Origin of the sequence: Lentzea californiensis (assembly GCF_024648825.1) — a bacterium.
GTDB classification, from domain to species: domain Bacteria; phylum Actinomycetota; class Actinomycetes; order Mycobacteriales; family Pseudonocardiaceae; genus Lentzea; species Lentzea californiensis.
Genome location: NZ_JANBBE010000008.1, coordinates 357771 through 376680, shown reverse-complemented (window position 1 = coordinate 376680; position 18910 = coordinate 357771). Strand labels below are relative to the sequence as shown.

The 18910-nt window shown below is 69.2% G+C and carries 23 protein-coding genes and 2 tRNA genes; 14 read left to right on the top strand and 11 right to left on the bottom strand.

Annotated features, from left to right (window positions below; all coding sequences use genetic code 11):
* Positions 1-59: 59 nt before the first annotated feature.
* The 3 genes from LX88_RS28670 (at position 60) to LX88_RS28660 (ending at position 2626) form a co-directional block, all read left to right on the top strand.
* Complete coding sequence (locus tag LX88_RS28670; protein ID WP_258950870.1) at positions 60-617, top strand: carboxymuconolactone decarboxylase family protein; 558 nt, start codon at positions 60-62, stop codon at positions 615-617.
* Positions 618-699: 82 nt separating this feature from the next.
* On the top strand, positions 700-1812 hold the full coding sequence (locus LX88_RS28665; protein WP_258950869.1) for a methyltransferase domain-containing protein: 1113 nt from the start codon (positions 700-702) through the stop codon (positions 1810-1812).
* A 1-nt stretch (position 1813) separates the two neighbouring features.
* Positions 1814-2626, top strand: a complete 813-nt coding sequence (locus LX88_RS28660) for a class I SAM-dependent methyltransferase (protein ID WP_258950868.1) — start codon at positions 1814-1816, stop codon at positions 2624-2626.
* Between the two features lies 1 nt (position 2627).
* Here LX88_RS28660 and LX88_RS28655 read toward each other — a convergent pair whose 3' ends face one another.
* Complete coding sequence (locus LX88_RS28655) at positions 2628-3254, bottom strand: dioxygenase family protein (RefSeq protein ID WP_258950867.1); 627 nt, start codon at positions 3252-3254, stop codon at positions 2628-2630.
* A gap of 114 nt (positions 3255-3368) precedes the next feature.
* Positions 3369-4238, bottom strand: a complete 870-nt coding sequence (locus tag LX88_RS28650; RefSeq protein WP_372511439.1) for a sigma-70 family RNA polymerase sigma factor — start codon at positions 4236-4238, stop codon at positions 3369-3371.
* 26 nt (positions 4239-4264) lie between these two features.
* On the opposite strand from LX88_RS28650, the gene dnaG reads away from it, so the two are divergent.
* The 3 genes from dnaG to LX88_RS28635 are packed head-to-tail and all read left to right on the top strand — an operon-like array spanning position 4265 to position 7416.
* A complete protein-coding gene (dnaG, locus tag LX88_RS28645; protein WP_258950865.1) occupies positions 4265-6151 on the top strand; it encodes a DNA primase in 1887 nt (628 codons plus the stop codon).
* Positions 6151-6651 carry a hypothetical protein gene (locus tag LX88_RS28640; RefSeq protein WP_258950864.1) on the top strand — a complete coding sequence of 167 codons (501 nt, stop codon included), beginning with the start codon at positions 6151-6153 and terminating at the stop codon, positions 6649-6651. Before dnaG ends, LX88_RS28640 begins: the two co-directional genes overlap by 1 nt.
* 24 nt (positions 6652-6675) lie before the next feature.
* Complete coding sequence (locus LX88_RS28635; protein WP_258950863.1) at positions 6676-7416, top strand: trans-aconitate 2-methyltransferase; 741 nt, start codon at positions 6676-6678, stop codon at positions 7414-7416.
* Between the two features lie 6 nt (positions 7417-7422).
* Here the strand turns inward: LX88_RS28635 and LX88_RS28630 are convergent, their stop codons facing one another.
* The gene (locus LX88_RS28630) at positions 7423-7704 is read right to left on the bottom strand and encodes a YtxH domain-containing protein (protein ID WP_258950862.1); all 282 of its coding nucleotides are present in this window, start codon (positions 7702-7704) and stop codon (positions 7423-7425) included.
* 143 nt (positions 7705-7847) lie between these two features.
* Here LX88_RS28630 and LX88_RS28625 point away from each other — a divergent pair.
* Together LX88_RS28625 and LX88_RS28620 are read left to right on the top strand one after the other, a co-directional pair.
* A tRNA-Asn gene (locus LX88_RS28625) sits at positions 7848-7920 on the top strand.
* 70 nt (positions 7921-7990) lie between these two features.
* Complete coding sequence (locus LX88_RS28620; RefSeq protein WP_258950861.1) at positions 7991-8851, top strand: oxygenase MpaB family protein; 861 nt, start codon at positions 7991-7993, stop codon at positions 8849-8851.
* Here the strand turns inward: LX88_RS28620 and LX88_RS28615 are convergent.
* A complete protein-coding gene (locus tag LX88_RS28615; RefSeq protein ID WP_258950860.1) occupies positions 8806-9267 on the bottom strand; it encodes a GNAT family N-acetyltransferase in 462 nt (153 codons plus the stop codon). The two genes, LX88_RS28620 and LX88_RS28615, sit on opposite strands and share 46 nt — an antisense overlap.
* 107 nt (positions 9268-9374) lie before the next feature.
* Here LX88_RS28615 and LX88_RS28610 point away from each other — a divergent pair.
* The 3 genes from LX88_RS28610 to LX88_RS28600 all read left to right on the top strand — a co-directional run bounded on the left by LX88_RS28610 (position 9375) and on the right by LX88_RS28600 (position 10759).
* Positions 9375-9452 (top strand) — tRNA-Ile (locus LX88_RS28610).
* A gap of 74 nt (positions 9453-9526) precedes the next feature.
* On the top strand, positions 9527-9952 hold the full coding sequence (locus tag LX88_RS28605) for a hypothetical protein (RefSeq protein WP_258950859.1): 426 nt from the start codon (positions 9527-9529) through the stop codon (positions 9950-9952).
* Positions 9953-10027: 75 nt separating this feature from the next.
* Complete coding sequence (locus LX88_RS28600) at positions 10028-10759, top strand: DUF7873 family protein (RefSeq protein WP_030474457.1); 732 nt, start codon at positions 10028-10030, stop codon at positions 10757-10759.
* 421 nt (positions 10760-11180) lie between these two features.
* Here LX88_RS28600 and LX88_RS28595 read toward each other — a convergent pair whose 3' ends face one another.
* Positions 11181-11735, bottom strand: a complete 555-nt coding sequence (locus LX88_RS28595) for a TetR/AcrR family transcriptional regulator (RefSeq protein WP_258950858.1) — start codon at positions 11733-11735, stop codon at positions 11181-11183.
* Between the two features lie 111 nt (positions 11736-11846).
* Between LX88_RS28595 and LX88_RS28590 the strand changes: the two genes are divergently transcribed.
* Positions 11847-12548 (top strand): SDR family NAD(P)-dependent oxidoreductase, encoded by a 702-nt coding sequence (locus tag LX88_RS28590; RefSeq protein ID WP_258950857.1) that lies wholly within the window; start codon positions 11847-11849, stop codon positions 12546-12548.
* Here the strand turns inward: LX88_RS28590 and LX88_RS28585 are convergent.
* Complete coding sequence (locus LX88_RS28585) at positions 12545-13276, bottom strand: AraC family transcriptional regulator (protein ID WP_258950856.1); 732 nt, start codon at positions 13274-13276, stop codon at positions 12545-12547. The two genes, LX88_RS28590 and LX88_RS28585, sit on opposite strands and share 4 nt — an antisense overlap.
* A 54-nt stretch (positions 13277-13330) precedes the next feature.
* Between LX88_RS28585 and LX88_RS28580 the strand changes: the two genes are divergently transcribed.
* Both LX88_RS28580 and LX88_RS28575 read left to right on the top strand, forming a co-directional pair.
* Positions 13331-14461, top strand: coding sequence for an MFS transporter (locus LX88_RS28580; RefSeq protein ID WP_258950855.1), 1131 nt, complete (start codon positions 13331-13333; stop codon positions 14459-14461).
* 31 nt (positions 14462-14492) lie between these two features.
* Positions 14493-15362, top strand: coding sequence for an exodeoxyribonuclease III (locus LX88_RS28575; RefSeq protein ID WP_258950854.1), 870 nt, complete (start codon positions 14493-14495; stop codon positions 15360-15362).
* A gap of 3 nt (positions 15363-15365) precedes the next feature.
* On the opposite strand, the gene LX88_RS28570 is transcribed toward LX88_RS28575, so the two are convergent.
* The 5 genes from LX88_RS28570 to LX88_RS28550 form a co-directional block, all read right to left on the bottom strand.
* Positions 15366-16667, bottom strand: coding sequence for a HAMP domain-containing sensor histidine kinase (locus tag LX88_RS28570; RefSeq protein WP_258950853.1), 1302 nt, complete (start codon positions 16665-16667; stop codon positions 15366-15368).
* Positions 16664-17335 (bottom strand): response regulator transcription factor, encoded by a 672-nt coding sequence (locus LX88_RS28565; RefSeq protein WP_258950852.1) that lies wholly within the window; start codon positions 17333-17335, stop codon positions 16664-16666. Before LX88_RS28565 ends, LX88_RS28570 begins: the two co-directional genes overlap by 4 nt.
* A 4-nt stretch (positions 17336-17339) precedes the next feature.
* Positions 17340-17471 (bottom strand): hypothetical protein, encoded by a 132-nt coding sequence (locus tag LX88_RS28560; protein ID WP_256239599.1) that lies wholly within the window; start codon positions 17469-17471, stop codon positions 17340-17342.
* A complete protein-coding gene (locus LX88_RS28555) occupies positions 17468-17830 on the bottom strand; it encodes a hypothetical protein (RefSeq protein WP_143086913.1) in 363 nt (120 codons plus the stop codon). The genes LX88_RS28560 and LX88_RS28555 overlap by 4 nt, the downstream gene beginning before the upstream one ends.
* A 64-nt stretch (positions 17831-17894) precedes the next feature.
* Positions 17895-18767, bottom strand: a complete 873-nt coding sequence (locus LX88_RS28550) for an NsdA family TPR-like regulatory protein (RefSeq protein ID WP_258950851.1) — start codon at positions 18765-18767, stop codon at positions 17895-17897.
* Positions 18768-18910 lie beyond the last annotated feature (143 nt).

Genomic DNA, 18910 nt, shown 5'->3' with positions numbered 1-18910 from the left:
GCTCGCGCCCCAGTCACCCAAAGGTGTCACGTTCTGGCGGGCCGCCTCGTCCATGGAGCATGACGAGGATCAAGGGAGTCACCAAGAAGAACACGGGCCTGCTGCTCAAGGCCGTGTACTGGTTCGCGCGGCGTGAGTTCGGAGCGGTGCCGGAGCCCGTCACGGTGATGGCACACCACCCGAAGCTGCTGATGGCGAGCGGCCGGCACGAGCTGGCGGTCAAGAAGGCGATCCACGGGCCGTTGTTCGAGCTGTGCGTCTACCGCACGGCGGTGAAGCTGGGCTGTTCGTGGTGCGTCGACTTCGGCGCGATGCTGATGAAGCACGGCGGCCTCGACGTCGAGCGCCTCAAGCACATCGACTCGTACGCCACGTCGCCGCTGTTCACCGACCTCGAACGCAAGGCGCTCGCCTACGCCGACGCGATGACCGAGACGCCCGTCGCCGTCACCGACGAGCAGGTCGCCGAGCTGGAGGAGCTGCTGGGGCGCAAGGAACTCGTCGCGCTGACCTACCAGGTCGCGCTGGAGAACCAGCGGGCCCGGTTCAACAGCGCGTTCGACATCAGGGACCAGGGTTTCACCAGTGGTGACGCCTGCCGCGTGCCACTGGCCTAGACGCTCCGATCGCGCACGCGGAGCGAGCCGGGGCAGATAGAGTCCGTCCGCGGACCACGCCAAGCACCTGGGGAGTAGCGGCATGCCGGTCGATCGATTCAAGACCACGTGGGAGGACCTCGGGCGGGTCGACCCGCTGTGGGCGGTGCTCACCGATCCGGACCGGCGCAACGGCGGGTGGGAGCTCGGCGAGTTCCTCGCCACCGCGACGGGGCCCATCGCGTCGGTGCGCAAGCTCGTCGACGAGGCCGGGCTGTCGTTCGGGGAACGGGTGATCGACCTCGGGTGCGGCGCCGGACGCCTGTCCAACGCGCTCGCCGCGCACGTGCACGAGGTCGTGGGCGTCGACGTCGCGCAGTCGATGGTCGACGAGGCGAACCGGATCAACCAGTTCCCCGACCGGATCAGCTTCGTCGCCTACGACGGGTACCGGCTGCCCTTCGACGACGAGTCGTTCGACTCCGCGCTCAGCCTCATCTCCCTCCAGCACTCGCCGCCAGCCCTGCAGGTGCAGGCCCTGCTCGAACTGCAGCGGGTCGTCCGGCCGGGCGGGGTGCTCGTGTTCCAGCTCCCCTGCCGACCCACCAGGCGCGAGGAGCTGTCCGTGAAGGGCATGCGCGCGAGCATCGAGCTGATCGACGTGCCCACTCCCATCGGTGTCGGTCAGACCGTGACCGTGCGGGCCCGGCTCACCAACGTCAGCGCGCACACCTGGCCGTCCGGCCAGCTGATCAGGCTCGGCAACCACTGGCTCAAGGGCCACGAGCCGGTCACCTGGGACGACGGCCGCGCCGACCTGCCGCACGACCTCGCACCCGGTGCCACCGCCGAGGTGGAGCTGGAGGTCGTCGCACCGCAGGAGACCGGGGAGTACCACCTTGAACTGGACGTCGTGCAGGAGGCCGTCACCTGGTGGGCCGCGGTCGGCAGCACGCCGGCCCGGACGCGGGTGACCGTGGTGCAGGACGCCGTCGCGTCCCCGTCCGGGGCTGGGAAGGAGGTCGTCATCGAGGCCCACCAGGCGCCCCACCAGCGCAAGGACGGCGGTATCGAGATGTTCGGCGTCGACACGAACCTCGTGCGGCTGCTCTTCGCGCACTGCGGCTCGCAGGTCGTCAGCATCGTTCCCGACGACATGGCCGGTGACGACTGGGAGAGCTTCACCTACGTGATCCGCCGGGGCGAGACGGTGTGACGTGGAGAAGATCACCCTGACAGGTGCGCAGGAGACCATGCTCGCCACGCTGTACGGCCGGGCGCTCGACAGCGAGCGCCCCGCGTCCGTGCTGCACGACGACGAGGCCAAGCGCGCCGTGGACCGCATCGACTACGACTTCGCCAAGACCGGGATGAACACGACCAGCGCGGTCGGCGTCGCCATCCGGGGCAGGGTGCTCGACGACTGGACGCGCGAGTTCCTGCGGCGCACCCCGTCCTGCACGGTGCTTCACCTGGCCTGCGGGCTGGACACCCGCGCGCACCGGATCGAACGCCCGGACACCGTGCGGTGGGTCGACGTCGACATGCCGGACGTCGTCGCGTTGCGGCACAAGCTCCTGCCCGTGCCGCGAGGTGACTACCGGCTCGTGGCGTCCTCGGTCACCGAGGACTGGTGGCTCGCCGAAGTACCCGCGGACAGGCCGGTCGTCGCCGTGTTCGAGGGGCTGTCGATGTACCTCACGCAGGCGGAGGGGCATGCGTTGATCAGCAGGATCACCAGCCGGTTCTCCAGCGGTGAGCTGCTGTTCGACGTCTACGGCCCGTGGGGGATCAAGCTGCAGAAGCTCGTGCCGGCCGTGCGCAACGCCGGCGCGACCCTGCACTGGGGCGTCGACGATCCGCGCGAGATCGAGGCGCTGCGCCCCGGACTGACCACTGTGGACTCCTGGCGCAGCGTGGACCTGCCGCACCTGGACGCGTTGCCCAGGTCCGGCAGGATCCAGATGAAGGTCGTCAGCGCGATCCCGAAGCTACGTGACGTCGGGAAGTTGCTGCGCCTGCGTTGGTAGGTCAGACGTTCAGGACGAAGTCGAACTTGGCGGTGTAGCGGTTGCCGACGAGCGGGCCGAGCTCGACCTCGCACTCGCGGTTGAGGTAGGCGTCGCGCCGGTTGAGGTAGGGAACGTTCATCCCGTACGCCCTGAGGTTGTCCGGGAAGAACAGCTGCGAGGTGAGGATCCGGCCGCCGCGAGGCTGGGCCTTGACATGGATGTGGGGTGTGCGGCCCGGATAGTCCTTGGGCACGATCGTTTCCAGCACGTACGCGCCGGAGGCGTTGCTGAACTGGTGGCCGCGCATCTTGTACGTGGTGTTGTCGTACACGCCCCGGTCGTCCGCCTGCCAGAAGTCCAGCAGTGCGTTGGCGATCGGCTGGCACTTCATGTTGTAGACGAACCCGGTGATGCTGAGCACGATCCCGGTGACGCCGGGCGTGCGCAGGTTCGTGCGCTGCGGGGAGTTCCGCTTGAAGTAGGGACCTTCGATGACCGACGGGGTGTCGTCGTCATCGACGCAGGTCGGGGTCAGGGGAAGGGGCGCGCTGCGCGCCGTGGTGGCGCCGGCGGCGGTCAGTGCGACCACAGCGGCCGCACCGGTCGCCAGGAAGGCCCGGCGTGAGGGGATGTCGTGTTCGGGCATGTTTCGGACTCCGGTGGTTGCAACCCGCGGCAGGGGGCTTGGGCTGGACCAGCGGCCCGAACGTTAGCCACGGAACGATCCCGGTTCCAGTTGCGGTCCAGACCAAAACCCCGGTCAGAACGCCACGTGGGTCAGCTTGTCCGGGTTCGCGATGTCGTAGACGGCCTTGACCTTGCCCTCGTGCACGGTGAACGCCGTCACACGCGCGGTCACCTCGCCGTACGCGGGCATGAGCACACCCAGTTCGCCGTTGACGAACATCGGCCGGTGCTCCTCCGGGTAGCCGTACTTGCGCATCAGGCCGAGGAAGAAGCGAGCGACCTTGTCCGCTCCGGAGACCGTGTTGACCGCCGTGCGCACCTTGCCACCACCGTCGCCGATCATCACCGCGTCGGGGTGCAGCAGCTCGAGCACGCCGTCGATGTCCCCGTTCGCCATGGCGCGCAGGAACTTCTCCAGCACCTCCTGCTGCTCGGCCAGCGCGGCGCGGGGCGGCGGATCGGCGTCCGCGACGGCCTTGCGGGCGCGGGAGGCGTGCTTGCGCGCGGCGGCCTCCGAGACCTGCAGCACGTCGGCGATCTCGTTGAACGGCAAGGAGAACGCGTCGTGCAGCACGAACGCGACGCGCTGGTGCGGCGTGAGCCTGTCGAGCACCACCAGCGCGGCCATCCGCACTCCGTCGGACTGCACCACGCTCGCCAGCGGGTCGTCCTCGCCGGTCGTGAGCAGCGGCTCGGGCAGCCACGAGCCCACGTACGTCTCGCGGCGCACGGCGGCGGAGCGCAGCCGGTCGAGGCAGATGCGGCTGACGACGGTCGTGAGCCAGCCGCGCGGGTCCTGCACGCCCTCGGCCTTCGCGAACCGCGGCCACGCCTCCTGCACGGCGTCCTCAGCGTCGGCGAAACTGCCGGTCAGCCGGTAGGCGACGCCGATCAGGTGCGTCCGGTGGAGTCCGAAGACGTCGGCGGTGGTCACGGTTGGCAGTTTGCCAGGGCATTAGACTCCAAGGCGTGGCAGGACGCATCAGGGAGAGCGACATCGCATTGGTGCGTGAGCGCAGCCGTATCGACGAGGTCGTCGGTGACCAGGTCTCGCTGAAGCGGGCCGGCGGCGGCGCACTCAAGGGGTTGTGCCCGTTCCACGACGAGAAGTCGCCGTCGTTCAACGTGCGCCCGTCGCACGGCACGTTCCACTGCTTCGGCTGCGGCGAGGGCGGCGACGTGATCGCCTTCGTGATGAAGGTCGAGCACCTGTCGTTCGTGGAGGCCGTCGAGCGGCTCGCGGACCGGGTGGGCATCCAGCTGACCTACGAGGGCGGCGGCGCCACGATCCAGCGCGACCGCGGCACGCGCGGCAGGCTCATCGAGGCGCACAAGGCGGCCGCCGAGTACTACGCCGAGCAGCTCGCGACGCCCGACGCGCAGGCGGCGCGGGAGTTCCTGGCCGAGCGCGGCTTCGACGAGGCCGCCGCACGCCAGTTCGGCTGCGGGTTCGCGCCCGGCGGCTGGGACAAGCTGACGAAGCACCTGCTCGGCCGCGGGTTCGAGCTGCAGGAGCTGATCAAGTCGCAGCTCACCAAGGAGGGCCGCCAGGGGCCGATCGACCGGTTCCACCGGCGGTTGCTGTGGCCCATCAAGGAGATCAGCGGCGACGTCGTCGGCTTCGGCGCGCGGCGGATCTTCGACGACGACCCGATCCAGGCGAAGTACCTCAACACCAGCGAGTCGATGATCTACAAGAAGTCGCAGGTGCTGTTCGGGCTCGACCAGGCCAAGCGCGAGATCGCCAAGCGCAAGCAGGCGGTCATCGTCGAGGGCTACACCGACGTGATGGCCATGCACCTGGCCGGCGTGCCGACAGCGGTCGCCTCGTGCGGCACGGCGTTCGGCACGGACCACATGAACGTGCTGCGCAGGCTCCTGATCGACGACGACGTGAACGGCGAGGTCATCTTCACCTTCGACGGCGACGAGGCGGGCCAGAAGGCCGCGCTGAAGGCGTTCGACGGGGAGCAGCACTTCTCCGCGCAGACCTACATCGCGGTCGCGCCGGACGGCATGGACCCGTGCGAGCTGCGGCAGGCCAAGGGCGACGTGGCGGTGCGCGACCTGGTCGCGCGGCGCATCCCGTTGATCGAGTTCGCGATCAAGGCCCAGCTCAAGTCCTACGACCTCGACTCCGTGGACGGCCGCGTCGAGGCGCTGAAGAAGATGGTGCCGTTCGTCGCGCAGATCAAGGACAGGGCCAAGCGCGACGGCTACGCGACGCGGCTGGCGTGGTGGGTGGGCTGGGACGACGAGGCGATGGTCGTCCGCCGGGTCCGCCAGGTCTCCGGCGGCAAGGCGCCGGTCGCCACCCAGCGCGCCGACCCGAACCAGATGGCGCTGGGCGTCGAGGTCGACGGCCCGCCCCGGCCGAACCCGCGCGATCCCCGGCTGGTGCCCGAACGCGAGGTGCTCAAGATCGCGCTCCGGCTGCCCGAGTACGCCGGTCCGATGTACGACTCGCTGCCGGACGAGTCCTTCACGGACCCGGCGTACGTGGCGCTGCACCGGGCGATCCGCGCGGCCGGTGGCGCGTCCTGCGGGCTCGAGGGCTCGGCGTACCTGGAGGCGATCTCGCAGGCGTGTTCGCACGCGTCGGTGCGGTCGGTGATGACCGAGCTCGCGGTGGAACCGCTGGCGGTCAAGCAGAACGACGAGTTCCGCTACGTGTCGATGGTCATCGCGCGGTTGCAGGAGGTCCAGGTCGGCAAGCAGGTCGAGGACGTGAAGTCGCGGTTGCGGCGGCTGTCCCCGATCAAGGACGCCGACGAGTACCGGGCGCTGTGGGGCGACCTGGTGGCGCTGGAGGAGTACCGCAAGGCGCTCCTGCAGCAGAGCGCTGGAGTGCTGTAGTGGGGTTGTTCCGACGGTTGTTCGGCAACGGTGCGCCGGACGGCTTCACCGGGTCGCTGGAGAACGACGAGACCGTGATCGCGCACGCGCCCGTGCAGACGGGCGGGCACGTCGTGGTGACGTCGCTGGGGCTGTGGGTGCCGGGTGACGAGCCGCGGCGGATCGGCTGGCACCTGATCAGCAAGGTGAAGTGGGAGGGCGTGCTGCGGGTCGTGGAGGCGGCCGAGGCCTCCGTCGAAGGGCCCGTCGTGCTGCTGGAAGACCTTCCCGCGCAACGGTTCGCGCTGGACGACCCGCGGCGCGTGTTGCGGGCGATCAGCCAGCGCGTCGAGGGGTCGATCCGGGTGCGGGAGCGCATCGAGTCGCCCGGCGTGTGGGTCCTGCAGCGCAAGATCCCGGGCCGTGACGGCGTGGTGTGGCAGGCGCGCGGGGATGCCGGCGTGGGTTTGGAAGCCGTGCGCGAGGCCGTCTCGGGGCTCGCTTCGAAGCTTGCGCGCTAGCAGTACGCGTGTACTGTTAGCCGTATGTGGGATCCGGCGCAGTACCTGGCCTTCGCCGATCACCGGGCGAGGCCGTTCTATGAACTCGTTGGGCGCGTACGGGCTTCGGAGCCTCGTCGTGTCGTCGACGTGGGCTGCGGGCCCGGCAACCTGACCTCGTCGCTGTCCGAGCGGTGGCCTTCCGCGGTGGTCGAGGCGTTCGACTCGTCCCCGGAGATGGTCGAGGCGGCGCGTGCGGCCGGGATCGACGCTCGGGTGGACGACGTGACGACGTGGGAACCGTTGCCGGACACCGATGTCGTGGTGTCGAACGCGGTCCTCCAGTGGGTCGCGTCACATCCCTCGATCGTGTCGAAGTGGGTCGGCGCGCTGCCGTCCGGAGCGTGGCTCGCGTTCCAGGTCCCCGGCAACTACGCGGACGCTTCGCACCGCCTGATCCGCGAGGTGGCGGGAGAGGGGTTGGCGCACGTCTTCCGTGCGGAGAAACCGGTTCTGGCCCCTGTCGAGTACGCGGACCTGCTCGGCGACTGCGCCGTCGCGGACGTGTGGGAGACCACGTACGTGCAACGGTTGTCCGGCCCGGATCCGGTACTCGAATGGGTGAGCGGCACGGCTTTGCGGCCCGTGCGGGCAGCACTGTCCTCAACGGACTGGGACGCCTATGTGGCGGAACTGGCGCCGCGGCTGCGCGAGGCGTACCCGCAGCGAGCCGACGGCACCACTTGGTTCCCTTTCAGGCGGATCTTCGCGGTCGCCCAGGTGTGAAGCGCGTCACCTCCGGGGCGTCATCGGGGGAGTGGAGATCTTGCCGTTGGTCTCCTCCTGGTGGCGCCAGGGAGCCTTCTCCGCCGCCTTCTCCGCAACGTCCGTGGCCTTGTCCTTGGCCTGAACTGCGGCTTCGAACGCCTTGTCCTTGGCCTGGGCCGCCGTCTTGCGCACCGTCGGGTTGGCGGTGAAGCGGTGCCAGAGGCGCACGATCTGGTCGTAACGCTCCCGGCCGGCCTTCGCGCCGAGCACGTAGCCGATCGCCGCACCCACCAAGATGCCCTTCATGTGGCGTCTCCTCTCGCATCGTGCCTGGTCAGAGCCTGTGCTGCCGCCAAGTGGGGGGTCCTTGAAAAACCCCTTCCGCGGCTCATGTAGAGTTACCCACTGTCAGGAGGAACCAAGCCTGACAGGCGAGAACAACCGAACATTCCCCCATAGCTCAATTGGCAGAGCATGCGACTGTTAATCGCAGGGTTACTGGTTCGAGTCCAGTTGGGGGAGCTTAGCCACTAGGCCCCAGTCATCCGACTGGGGCCTAGTGCTTTGTCCGGCCTTGAGCCAGCTTGGACGGATGGCCGCCCGCTTCGCGAACCTCCGCCGCATCTCCGCGCTCGACCCCGTGGCCGACCACGAGGAGATCATGCGGATCTCCGCCGGCCTGGAGTTCCCGTGGGACTACCAGAAGTCCCTTGAAATGGCGCTCTTCCGCACGTACTGCGTCCCGACGATCTCAGGCCTGCTGGAACGCACCGGGGAGTTCGAACGACGCCCGCAGAAGCGCTACGACGACACGGCCGTTCTGATGGCCGAACTGGTCGAGCACGGCTACGACTCCCCGCGCGGCCGTGAGGCGCTCCGCGTCGTGAACCGCCAGCACGGCCGTTACGACATCTCGAACGACGACATGCTCTACGTGCTGTCGACGTTCATCTACGACCCGATCGACTGGGTGCGCCGCTACGGCTGGCGTCCGCTGACCCGCAACGAAGAACTGGCCGGGTTCCACTTCTACGGCGCGGTCGGCGCCCGCATGGGCATCCGGGACATCCCGGCCGGCTACGACGAGTTCTTGGTCTTCAAGACGGCCTACGAGCGGGAGCACTTCGTGTTCGCGCCGTCGAACCGCCGCATCGGCCAGTACACGCTGGACCTGTTCTGCTCGTGGTACCCGTCCGTGGCACGCCCGGTGGTCGCACGGGCCGTGGTCGCGATGCTGGACCCGGCGATGGTGCGAGCGTTCGGGTTCGCCGCGCCGCCCTCGTGGGTCGGCGCCGTGGGGCGGCGTGCGTTGCGCCTCAGGGCTTTCGTGGTGCGCCGGATGCCGGTGCGCAAGGCGCTGAAGCTCACCAGCGCCCCCAACCGCACCTACCCGGGCTACCCGCGCGGCTACCGGCCGTCGGACCTGGGCGCGACCTCCAGCACGGCCCGCTGACCGTCGAAGAGAAAGCCCATCGCCTTCAGGAACTCGTTGCCGGGCTTGAAGTCGTCGAGCCTGACGTGCACGCGCGTGACGTCCGGGAAGCGCTCGGCCAGTGCCTTCGCCATCTCCGTGCCGATGCCCCACCGCCGCAGGTCCCGCGGCACCAGGAAGAACCCGATGCTCGCCTCACCCCGCGCGGGATGGCCGACCACCAGGTCCACGAACCCGATCATGCCCTGCGCCTGCGCGACCAGCAGGTGCTTCTGCTCGAACGAGGCCCCCTCGGGCAACGCGTAGAAGAGGCTCTGCACGTCACCGGGCCCGGACGGGTGCCCCGTGGCGGCCTGGAACCAGTCGTCGCAGTCGGCGAACAACGCCAGCACCTCCGGCTCGTCCGCCGGGGTGAAGTCGCGGAGGGTCAAACGCACGCGTCCACCCTATGTGTCGCTCGCCACGGGGGTGTGCAAGGCCCGATCGGGCTGATCGGTATCCTCCATCACGCGGTGTTAGCGGTAGGGGGCGCCGCGGCTGCGAGGGGGCAGTAGCTCAGTTGGTCAGAGCAGCGGACTCATAATCCGTCAGGTCGTGGGTTCGAGCCCCACCTGCCCCACCACTCTCACCAGCGAGTCCGGCCGCACTCGCGCCAACTCGGCCCACGCCACCCCGCGACCCGCTTACGGTGTCGGAATGGTGGATGAGGGGTTCATAAGCGGGGTCAACCGGGGCCACAACGTGTTCCTGCACCTCTTCGCCCTGACGGTGATGGCCACCGGACCGATCATCTACGTGTCCAACGACGGCAACACCGTCGGCATCGTGCTCACCGTGGTGCTGCTGCCGCTGGGCATCGCCATATGGCGCGGTATCGCGCTCGCCAAGCGGCGGCTGCTGCGCCTGGACGAGGTGGGTCTGCCCGCGACCGCCGTGGTCCTGTCCATGGAGCTGATCAGCGAGGACGCCACGGTCCGGGTCCGCCTCCTGATCAAGGGCCCGGACGTGCCCGAGTTCGTGATCGAGCACTACACCAGGTACGACTCCAGCCTGAAGCCGGGGAACAAGCTCGTCGCTGTGGTCAACCCCGACGACCACCGCGATTTCGAGCTGGAGTACTAGGCACCTCCACCTGGCAAATCGCGTGCGGGCGTGGCTTTTCGGTGGTTAAAGTGCGCGGGACAAAGGGGGTGCGGCATGACGAAGCTGAACCAGATCATCGCGGTGGAGAAGAGTGTCAAGGGGGGCACGCTTCGGGACCTCACCGACGCGCACCACGGGTTGCAGAAGCCCGCCCTGCTGGCCGGCATCTCCCGGACGTACCAGCCGAAGGACGAGGACGGCGAGGTGCTGCCGCCGGAGTCCACGCGCGTGCAGATCAAGGCCGAGGACGTGCTGCGGAAGACCGCGGCCGTGATGACCCGGCTCTTCGACGTCACGGCTACCAAGGACTGGGCGAACTGCGTCGCGAAGGCCGACGTGGTGGTCGACGGGCAGACGTTGCTGCGCGACGTGCCGGTGTCGTACCTGCTGTTCCTCGAGAAGCAGCTGACCGACCTGCACACGTTCGTGAAGAAGCTGCCGCTGCTGGACGCGGCCGAGGACTGGAACTTCGACGAGTCCGCCGACTACTGGCGCACCGAACAGGTCCGGACCATCCGCACCAAGAAGGTGCCGCGCAACCACGTCAAGGCCGAGGCGACGGAGAAGCACCCGGCGCAGGTCGAGGTGTACTACGAGGACATCCCGGTGGGGTACTGGACCACGGTGAAGTTCTCCGGTGCGTTGCCGGCCCGGCGGGTGAACGAGCTCGTCGACCGGGTCGAGAAGCTCCAGCACGCGGTGAAGTTCGCGCGCGAGGAGGCCAACGGCCTGGAGATCACCGACCAGCGCGTCGGTGAGGTGGTCTTCGACTACCTGTTCCGCTAGCGTCCACAGACTCCCCCGCTGGAGCGCGGGGGTGCGCTCCCTTCAGGGAGCGTGAAAGCTGAAACTGAAACGTCAGCCTGAACCACTCGGTCACCAGTGGAGGTTCGAATCCTCCTCCCGGCACCACCGCGCCGGGGTAGCCCAATCGGTAGAGGCAAGCCGGGATCACACTCAGACTCTCGCTCCAGGCTCAGCATTTCCGCCGAACGCCAGATCACCCGAGACCGGACAAGACTCGCCGAGGTGCAGGTTCGAATCCTGCTGGCCGCTCCACCCGTGCGGCCGTAGCTCAACGGAAGAGCGCGGCGACCTAAGGACTGATCCGACTCTTAAACGTCGCTGGTGTGCGCAAATGGGCGGCAAAACGGGGCCCTGGACTGGACATGTCCGGGGCCCCACCCGCGTTTCCGGGGGAGTTCCCCTACGCGCGCAGGCCTTCTGCGTAGATCGACAGGAAGCGCCGCCACTCGCCGGGCGAGTCGCGGATCACCTGGGCGATCGCCCTGGTCAGCGTGGCGAGGTCGGTGATCGAGTAGTCGGCGCGCAGCACACCCGCCGCCAAGGCGCGGTCGATCAGGATTCCCGCGTGGCCGGCTCCGCGGTGGCAGGCCGAGACGACCTCGGGGGCGTTCGGCAGGTCGCGGGCCAGGACGTCGTTGAGGCCCCGGTCCTCCGCCTGCAACGCGTAGAGGTCCTCGAGGTAGCCGGCGAAGGCCTGCCACGGGTCCTGTTCCGCCAGGGCCTTCTCGCCGATGACGTCCAGGGCGGCCAGGCGCTGCGGGAAGATCTGCGCCACGAAGTCCTCGCGGGTCGGGAAGTGCTTGTACAGCGTGCCGATGCTGACCTCGGCCCTGCGGGCGATGTGTTCCAGGGGCACGTCGAGGCCGCGTTCCGCGAACAGTTCCGTGGCCGCTGCCAGCAGCTTGTCCCGGTTGCGTGCCGCGTCCGCACGCAGGGGCCTCGACGCGGTGACCATGGGGCGGATCCTACTCGGGCGTTAAGTCGAGGGTGCCCTCGAATTCTGTGGTAGCGTCGGCGGGCGTAAGTCGAGGGTTGCCTCGAATTAACGTTCGGAAGGACGGAACCCATGTCTCCCACCGCTCTTGTGCTCGGGGTCGGCCCCGGGCTCGGCATGTCCATCGCGCACCGGTTCGGGCGTGAGGGCTACGACGTCGTGCTGCTATCGCGGCGCGGTGGTCGGCATGCCGACTACGTGAAGGCCCTTGCCGCCGCCGGCGTGCAGGCGCGGGCGTTCGCCGTCGACGTCCGTGACCGTGAGCGGCTCCTGTCCACTTTGGACGAGATCGGCCCGGTGGACGTCGTGTACTACGGGCCCGGCGCCACCGATCTGAACGACGTGCCCGGTGAGATCACGACGACCACGTCCGAAGACGCGCGTGCCGCCATGAACTGGCTCTACCCGGCCGTCGACGTGGTCCAGCACGTGCTTCCGGGCGTGGTCGAGCGCGGGGGTGGCCTGCTGTTCGCCGGTGGACTGAGCGCGGTGCGGCCGATGCCGGTGCTCGGTGCGCTCGCGCTGTCGAGTGCCGCGCTGCGCAACTACGCGGTGACGCTGAACGCGGCGTTGGCCGAGAAGGGCGTGTACGCGGGCACGCTCACCATCGGTGGTGTGGTCGAGCGCGGCGACATCCACCAGACGGTGAAGTCGATGCCGGAACGGTTCGGCTCCCTGGCCGGGCACACCCTGGACCCGGACGACGTCGCGGAGACCGCGTGGCGGATGTTCGTGAAGCGGGACCGCGCGGAGGAGGTGTTCTCGACGCTCTAGAGGTACGAACCGGGGGTGTGGCCGAGCGAGCGGCGGAAGACGTCGATGAACGCGCTCGCGGTGGTGAACCCGCACTGCACGGCGACGGCGGTGACGGGCTGGCCCTCGGCGAGCAGGCGCAGGGCATGGTAGAGCCGCATCTGCGTGCGCCACTGGGGGAAGGTCATGCCCATCTCGTCGCGGAACAGCCTGGTCAGCGTCCTGCCGCTCGCGCCTGCCTCGCGGCCGAGCGCTTCGAGACCGCGGGTGTCCGAGGGGTCGGTCTCGAGCGTCGCGCAGACCGCCGCGAGCCTGGGGTCGTGGGCGGCGGGGACGCGCACCGGTCGTTCGGATGCGGTGGCCAGCTGGTCGAGCAGCACCGAGCGCATCCGTTTGCTCGCAGGGGTTTCTCGGTCGGCGAGCTCTGTGTAGGTGATGAGCAGTTCACGCAGCAGAGGGGACACGGCGAGTGCCGTCGGCTCGTGGAGCTTCAGCGGGTTCTGCGTGAGGCCGAGGAAATGCAGCCGTGTGACGCCGTATGCGCGATGCGAGTGCACGGCGCCGGACGGGATCCACAACGCACGGTGCGCGGGCGCGATCCAGCGTGACGTCTCCGTGTGCACGGCCACGACACCACGGCTGGCATAGACGATCTGGTGTTCGTCGTGCCAATGCGCGGTGACACCACTGGCGGCCGCCAGGTCTCGGCTCGTGGTCGGTGCCGCCGGCAGATGGCGAGAAATCGACATACATCGGCAGAATATCGGAATCGCGAACCCGCTGGCGGGCACGACGATCAGTGCGTGGACAACTCCCGCCGGCGCATGTCGGTCCTGGTCGCCGGGCACGCGGTGAACGACCTCTACCAGGGCGCCGTGCCGGCCGTCGTGCCGTTCCTGGTGCTCGAACGCGACTACAGCTACGTCGCGGCGGCCGGCGTCACGGTCGCCGCGACGCTGCTGTCCTCGGTCGTCCAGCCGCTGTTCGGGGTGCTGACCGACCGGCGTCCCATGCCGTGGCTGGTGCCTCTCGGCATGACGCTCGCCGGTGCGGGCATCGGGCTGTCCGGGCTGAGCGACTCGTACCTGATGACGTGGCTCGCGATCGCGCTGTCAGGTCTCGGTGTCGCCGCGTACCACCCCGAAGCCGCCCGTCTCGCCCGCCGTGTCGCGCAGGACAGCCACGTCGGCATGAGCTGGTTCGCGGTGGGCGGCAACGTCGGGTTCGCTTTGGGCCCCGTGCTCGTCACACCGGTGCTGGCGTTCGGCGGGCTCGCGTGGAGTCCGTTGCTCGCGGTGCCCGCGCTGGTGGGAGGTGTGTTGACGACGGTGGCGCTGCGCGGGGTGCACGGCGCTGCCGCCGCGGAGGTGCCGGCCGGCCGTGACGACTGGGGCCAGTTCAGCAGGCTGACAGTGGTGATCGTCGCGCGGTCGATGGTGACGTTCGGGCTCGGCACGTTCCTCGCGATCTGGGTGACCGGCCGCGTCGGCGGTGGTCCAGCGGCTGGAGCGGCGGCGCTGGTCGTGCTGTTCGGGGTCGGCGCCGCAAGCACGTTGCTCGGCGGCGTGCTGGCCGGACGGTTCGGGCGCGTGCGTGTTCTTCGGGTGTCTTATGCGGCCGCGGTACCCGCGGTCGCCGGAGTCGCGTTGGTGCCCGGTCCGGCCGTGTACCTGATGGTGGCGCTCACGGCCGTGGCGCTGTACGTGCCGTTCTCGCTGCATGTCACTCTCGGCCAGGACTACCTGCCCAACCGCCTCGGCACCGCCGGCGGCGTCACGCTCGGCCTCGCGGTCAGCATCGGCGGCCTGGGTTCTCCGGTTGTCGGTGCCATTGCCGGCGTGTGGAACCTCCAGTGGAGCCTGCTGTCTCTAGTAGTGCTGCCCATCGTGGCGTGGGTGGCTGCACGCGGTTTGCGCTCACCCGTGCGCGTCTAGCTCCATGCGGGCTCTAGCTCGTTTGACTACCGTGGAGCGCGTGCGAGTGGCGACCTGGAACGTGAACTCCGTCAAGCAACGCGTGCCCCGCCTGCTGCCGTGGCTGGACCAACGGCAGCCGGACGTCGTGTGCCTGCAGGAGACCAAGCTGGCCGACGACGCCTTCACCACGCTGCTGGGCGACTCCCTGAAGGAACGCGGCTACGAGTTCGCCCTGTTCGGCGAAACGCAGTGGAACGGCGTGGCCATTCTTTCCCGCGTGGGTCTGGACGACGTCGCGGTGGGCGTGGCCGGCGCACCGGGCTTCCCGCACGTGGAGGCCCGTGCCGTGGCCGCGACGTGCGGCGGCGTGCGCGTCCACTCGCTGTACGTGCCGAACGGCCGTGAGCCGGAGTCGGACCACTACAAGTACAAGCTGGAGTGGCTGGCAGCTCTGCGCGACGTGCTGGAGGCGGGCCCTTCGGACGCGCTGGTGTGCGGCGACATCAACATCGCGCCGACCGACGCCGACCTGTTCGACCCCGAGGCCTACATCGGCCACACCCACGTCACCGAACCCGAACGCGCCGCGTTGCAGGCCATCGAGGCGTTGGGGTTCCACGACGTCGTGCGCGACCGGTGGCCCACCGAGCGCATCTTCAGTTACTGGGACTACCGGGCCGGCATGTTCCACCGCGACCTCGGCATGCGGATCGACCTGATCCTCGCGTCCAGCTCCGTCGCACCGCGGGCCAAGGCCGCGTGGATCGACCGGCAGGCGCGCAAGGGGACCGGGCCCAGTGATCACGCGCCGGTGATCGTGGACCTGGACGAGGCGCCTGACGGGGACATCGGGCCCGTGGTGCCGCCGCCTTCGTCGCCGGGTGCGAAGAAGAAGGTCAAGCTCCCGCAGGCGAAGTGACCGTCACAGGTCGCCCGGCCGCAGCGTCACGGTGAACGCCGCGCCGCCCTCCGCCGCCGGTCCTGCCACGATCGTTCCGCCCATCCGCGTCACCAGCCCGTGCACCAGCGCGAGCCCCACACCGGTCCCGACCGGCCGCGAGTCCTGGTACCGCGCGTGCAGCACGCCGCGGTCGAACGCCACGGGGTAGTCCTCGGAGGCCAGGCCGGGGCCGCCGTCCCGCACCTCCAGCACGGAGGACAGGGCGAGCACGACCGGGCGGCCGGCCGGGGTGACGCGCAGGGCGTTCTCCAGCAGGCCGTCGATGACCTGGCGCAGGCGGCGCGCGTCCGCCCACACCACCGGTGAGGACGAGACCTCCAGCGCGAACCGCACTCCGCGGGCGTGGCAGCGGGCGTGCCACACCTCGGCGGCCGAGCGGACCACCGGTTCCAGGGAGATCGCGGCCATGTCCAGGCGGAAGTCGTCCGCGCCGAGGCGGGCCAGGTCCAGGAGGTCGGTGACCAGGCGGTCCAGGCGGCGGGACTCCTCCAGGATCACGGTGCCCACCGGGGCCACCTGTGCACCGGAGACCACGCCGTCCGCCAGGGATTCGGCGAAGCCCGTGACGGCGGTCAGGGGTGTGCGCAGTTCGTGGGACACGGAGAGCAGGAAGTCGCGTTGCCGGGACTCGCTGCGCTGCAACGCGTCCGCCAGGGAGTTCACCGCCTGGCTCACCTCGGCCAGCTCGTGGGTGCCGGAGGTGGGGACTCTCAGGTCGCGGCGGCCCGCGCTCATCGAGTGGGCGACCGAGGCGACCCGGCGCAGCGGGCGGGCGAGGAAGGTGCCCAGGGCCAGGCCTGCCAGGCAGGCGACGGCCAGGCCTATGCCCAGGGCGCCGAGGATGTTCCGCACCAGTTTGCGGTAGGTGCCGCTGGTCTCGGTCTTCTGCACCAGGGCGAAGCCGCCCGCCCCCGACGGACGGGCTTCCACGTTCAGACGGCCGCTCACCCCGGACACGGCAGAACCCGACAGCACACCGCGGTAGTCGACGGCACGGACCGCGCGGACGGCGGCGCGGTCGGTGCCGGTGACGTCACCGGACGCGGTGATCCGGACGATCGCGATGTCCTGGCCCTCCAGGATCTGCTCGACGCGGTCGTTCGAGATCTGGCCCGCCACCACGTCGGCCTGGGAGCGCAGGAACTCACGGCTCACCTGCTGCGACGTCGAGAGCACCAGACGGATCGACACGAAGCCCGCCACGGTCACGGCCACGAATGCAACTCCCAGGCACAGCAACGCGATTCTGCCCGCGAGGTTCACGACGCGTCCGCTGAGTAGCCGACGCCACGCACTGTCCGAATTGGACTGAGCGGACCGAACTTGGCGCGTAGCTGGGCCACGTGGACGTCGACGGTTCGTGTGCCGGCCACAGACGAATACCCCCACACGGCAGAGAGAAGTTGCTCTCGCGAGAACACCTGGCGTGGATTTCTCATCAGGTGCGAAAGCAGTCCGAACTCCGTCGAGGTCAGCGAGACCTCTGTGGCACCGGCGAACGCGCGCCGTTCGCCGACGTCGAGCCGTACGGAACCCACCTGCAGAACGTCCGATACGGTGCCAGACGAACGACGCAGCACCGTTCGCACGCGCAGGGCCAGTTCGCGCGGGCTGAAGGGCTTGGTGATGTAGTCGTCGGCGCCCAGTTCCAGCCCGAGCAAGCGGTCCACCTCGTCGTCGCGGGCCGTCACGAACAGCACCGGCGTCCAGTCACCGGCCGCGCGCAGGGCCCGGCAGACCTCGATGCCGTTCAGCACGGGCAGGCCGACGTCCAGCACCACCGCCACGGGCGAGAGCGAGCGGACCGCGGCCAGTGCCGCGTCCCCCGAGGATTCCAGGTGCACGCCGAAGCCGTCGCGCCGCAGGTACAGCGCCATCAACTCGGCGATCGCCGGTTCGTCCTCCACGACGAGCACCAGGCCACGTTCCACGCGTTCACCCCGGCTGGTTGATGTCCGACTCGATGCTGTTCAGCGTTGATTCCACATCATCGAGGTCCGGCGCCGGCTCCTCGCCCCGGCACGCCGTCAGGGCGAACAGCAGAACGACCGCGGCCGCCCACCTCACTTCGACCCGCAGTGCTCGGACTTGAACTTGGCGACGCGCTCACCGGACTTCGCCAGCTTCACGAGCTGCGCGTCCCGTAGCTTCAGCCGCGCGTCGAGCACGTCCGCACGCGCCGTGTTGCCGGCCTTGCGGGCGTCCGCGGCCTTCTGCTCGATCCACTTCTTCGAGCCGAGCGTCTCCGCGCCGCCGTTGATCCTGTCGGTCAGCGCCTTGACCTTGGCCTCGACGCGCGGGACGCGGTTCGAGCAGATCTGCTGCACCTTCTCCGGGCTGATCGTGATCGGTTCCTGCGCCGACGCGGTCCCCGCGCCCAGCAGCAGCATTCCCGCCACGAGCCCACCGATTCGCGAAATGTTCATGGCACAGAACGATGACCGGCCATCGTCAGGACGAGGTCCGCCCAATGTTCGGGTTCTGCAAAGATCAACGCAGGGCTATCCCGCGCACGGCCGCCGCCTGCGTCATCGGGCGCATCCGGTCCCACACCCGCTCCGACTTCAGCTCCTCCGCCGCGCTCATCGCCCGCGTCCCCACGGTCCGTCCCTCGTCGAAGTCGCCGTCGAGGAAGTGGCACGTGGCCAGGGAGATCAGGCAGAACGTCCGGCTGCGCGCCATCGCCGGCCCGAAGTTCTCGATCGCCGCCAGCAGAGCGGGAACCGCGGCACGGGTGTCGCCGAGCTCGGTGTGGATCGTGCCGGCCATCGCCGTCAGGTCGGTCTCGTCGTGGAACCGCGCCCAGTCGGGCACGCGCGACAGGTCCGCGGACGCGAACGAGTCCTGAGCCTTCCCCAACGCGCGCAACGCCTCTTCGGAACGGGTCTGGTACGCGTACGCCCACGCCTCGTTCGCGTACATGATGCTCGCCGCCAACGGCGCGAAAGCACCTCTTTGGAAGTAAGCCAGCGCATCGCCCGGTGCGCCGTGGTGCAGATGCACGCGCCCACGCCGGTAAACGATGTTGGTGATCAGGTCTTCGTCGTGACGCGCGAAGTCCAGTGCACGGTCGAAATGGTGGTACGCCGCCCCGACCTGACCGCTGTCGAACGACGTCCACCCGGCCAGGTTGTGCAGATCCGCGACCGCGGACAACAGCCGTGCCCGCACCTCGTCGGAGGCTTCGGCGGCCAGCAGCTGCTGCGCCCAGTAGATCCGCACCACCACGGCGTCGCGGCACGCCCCTCCGCCGTACTGGTAGTCCACCGACCGCAGCGAACGGGTCTGCGACTCCAGCTGCTCCACATCGCTCGCGCCGATGCGACTGGAGTGCGGGGGAGGGAAGTACGCAGGATCCGCCATGGAGCACACCTCCTGCGCCGCCTTGTGAAACCCGAGCGTAGGGCGCCCAGGTCCGGCTGAGAAGGGGCCCGTTGTCGCGTGGAATTGTCCGAAAATGGGGATTGAGCAGGTATTAATGCGGGTAGGCAGGACGAAGCCCAAAG

What these genes read in the sequence shown, in the direction of transcription:
- LX88_RS28670 (WP_258950870.1), top strand. Translation starts at nt 60, where the DNA reads ATGACGAGGATCAAGGGAGTCACCAAGAAGAACACGGGCCTGCTGCTC.
- LX88_RS28665 (WP_258950869.1), top strand. Translation starts at nt 700, where the DNA reads ATGCCGGTCGATCGATTCAAGACCACGTGGGAGGACCTCGGGCGGGTC.
- LX88_RS28655 (WP_258950867.1), bottom strand. Translation starts at nt 3,254, where the DNA reads ATGCCCGAACACGACATCCCCTCACGCCGGGCCTTCCTGGCGACCGGT.
- LX88_RS28635 (WP_258950863.1), top strand. Translation starts at nt 6,676, where the DNA reads ATGTGGGATCCGGCGCAGTACCTGGCCTTCGCCGATCACCGGGCGAGG.
- LX88_RS28630 (WP_258950862.1), bottom strand. Translation starts at nt 7,704, where the DNA reads ATGAAGGGCATCTTGGTGGGTGCGGCGATCGGCTACGTGCTCGGCGCG.
- LX88_RS28620 (WP_258950861.1), top strand. Translation starts at nt 7,991, where the DNA reads ATGGCCGCCCGCTTCGCGAACCTCCGCCGCATCTCCGCGCTCGACCCC.
- LX88_RS28605 (WP_258950859.1), top strand. Translation starts at nt 9,527, where the DNA reads ATGGTGGATGAGGGGTTCATAAGCGGGGTCAACCGGGGCCACAACGTG.
- LX88_RS28600 (WP_030474457.1), top strand. Translation starts at nt 10,028, where the DNA reads ATGACGAAGCTGAACCAGATCATCGCGGTGGAGAAGAGTGTCAAGGGG.
- LX88_RS28595 (WP_258950858.1), bottom strand. Translation starts at nt 11,735, where the DNA reads ATGGTCACCGCGTCGAGGCCCCTGCGTGCGGACGCGGCACGCAACCGG.
- LX88_RS28590 (WP_258950857.1), top strand. Translation starts at nt 11,847, where the DNA reads ATGTCTCCCACCGCTCTTGTGCTCGGGGTCGGCCCCGGGCTCGGCATG.
- LX88_RS28585 (WP_258950856.1), bottom strand. Translation starts at nt 13,276, where the DNA reads ATGTCGATTTCTCGCCATCTGCCGGCGGCACCGACCACGAGCCGAGAC.
- LX88_RS28555 (WP_143086913.1), bottom strand. Translation starts at nt 17,830, where the DNA reads ATGAACATTTCGCGAATCGGTGGGCTCGTGGCGGGAATGCTGCTGCTG.
- LX88_RS28550 (WP_258950851.1), bottom strand. Translation starts at nt 18,767, where the DNA reads ATGGCGGATCCTGCGTACTTCCCTCCCCCGCACTCCAGTCGCATCGGC.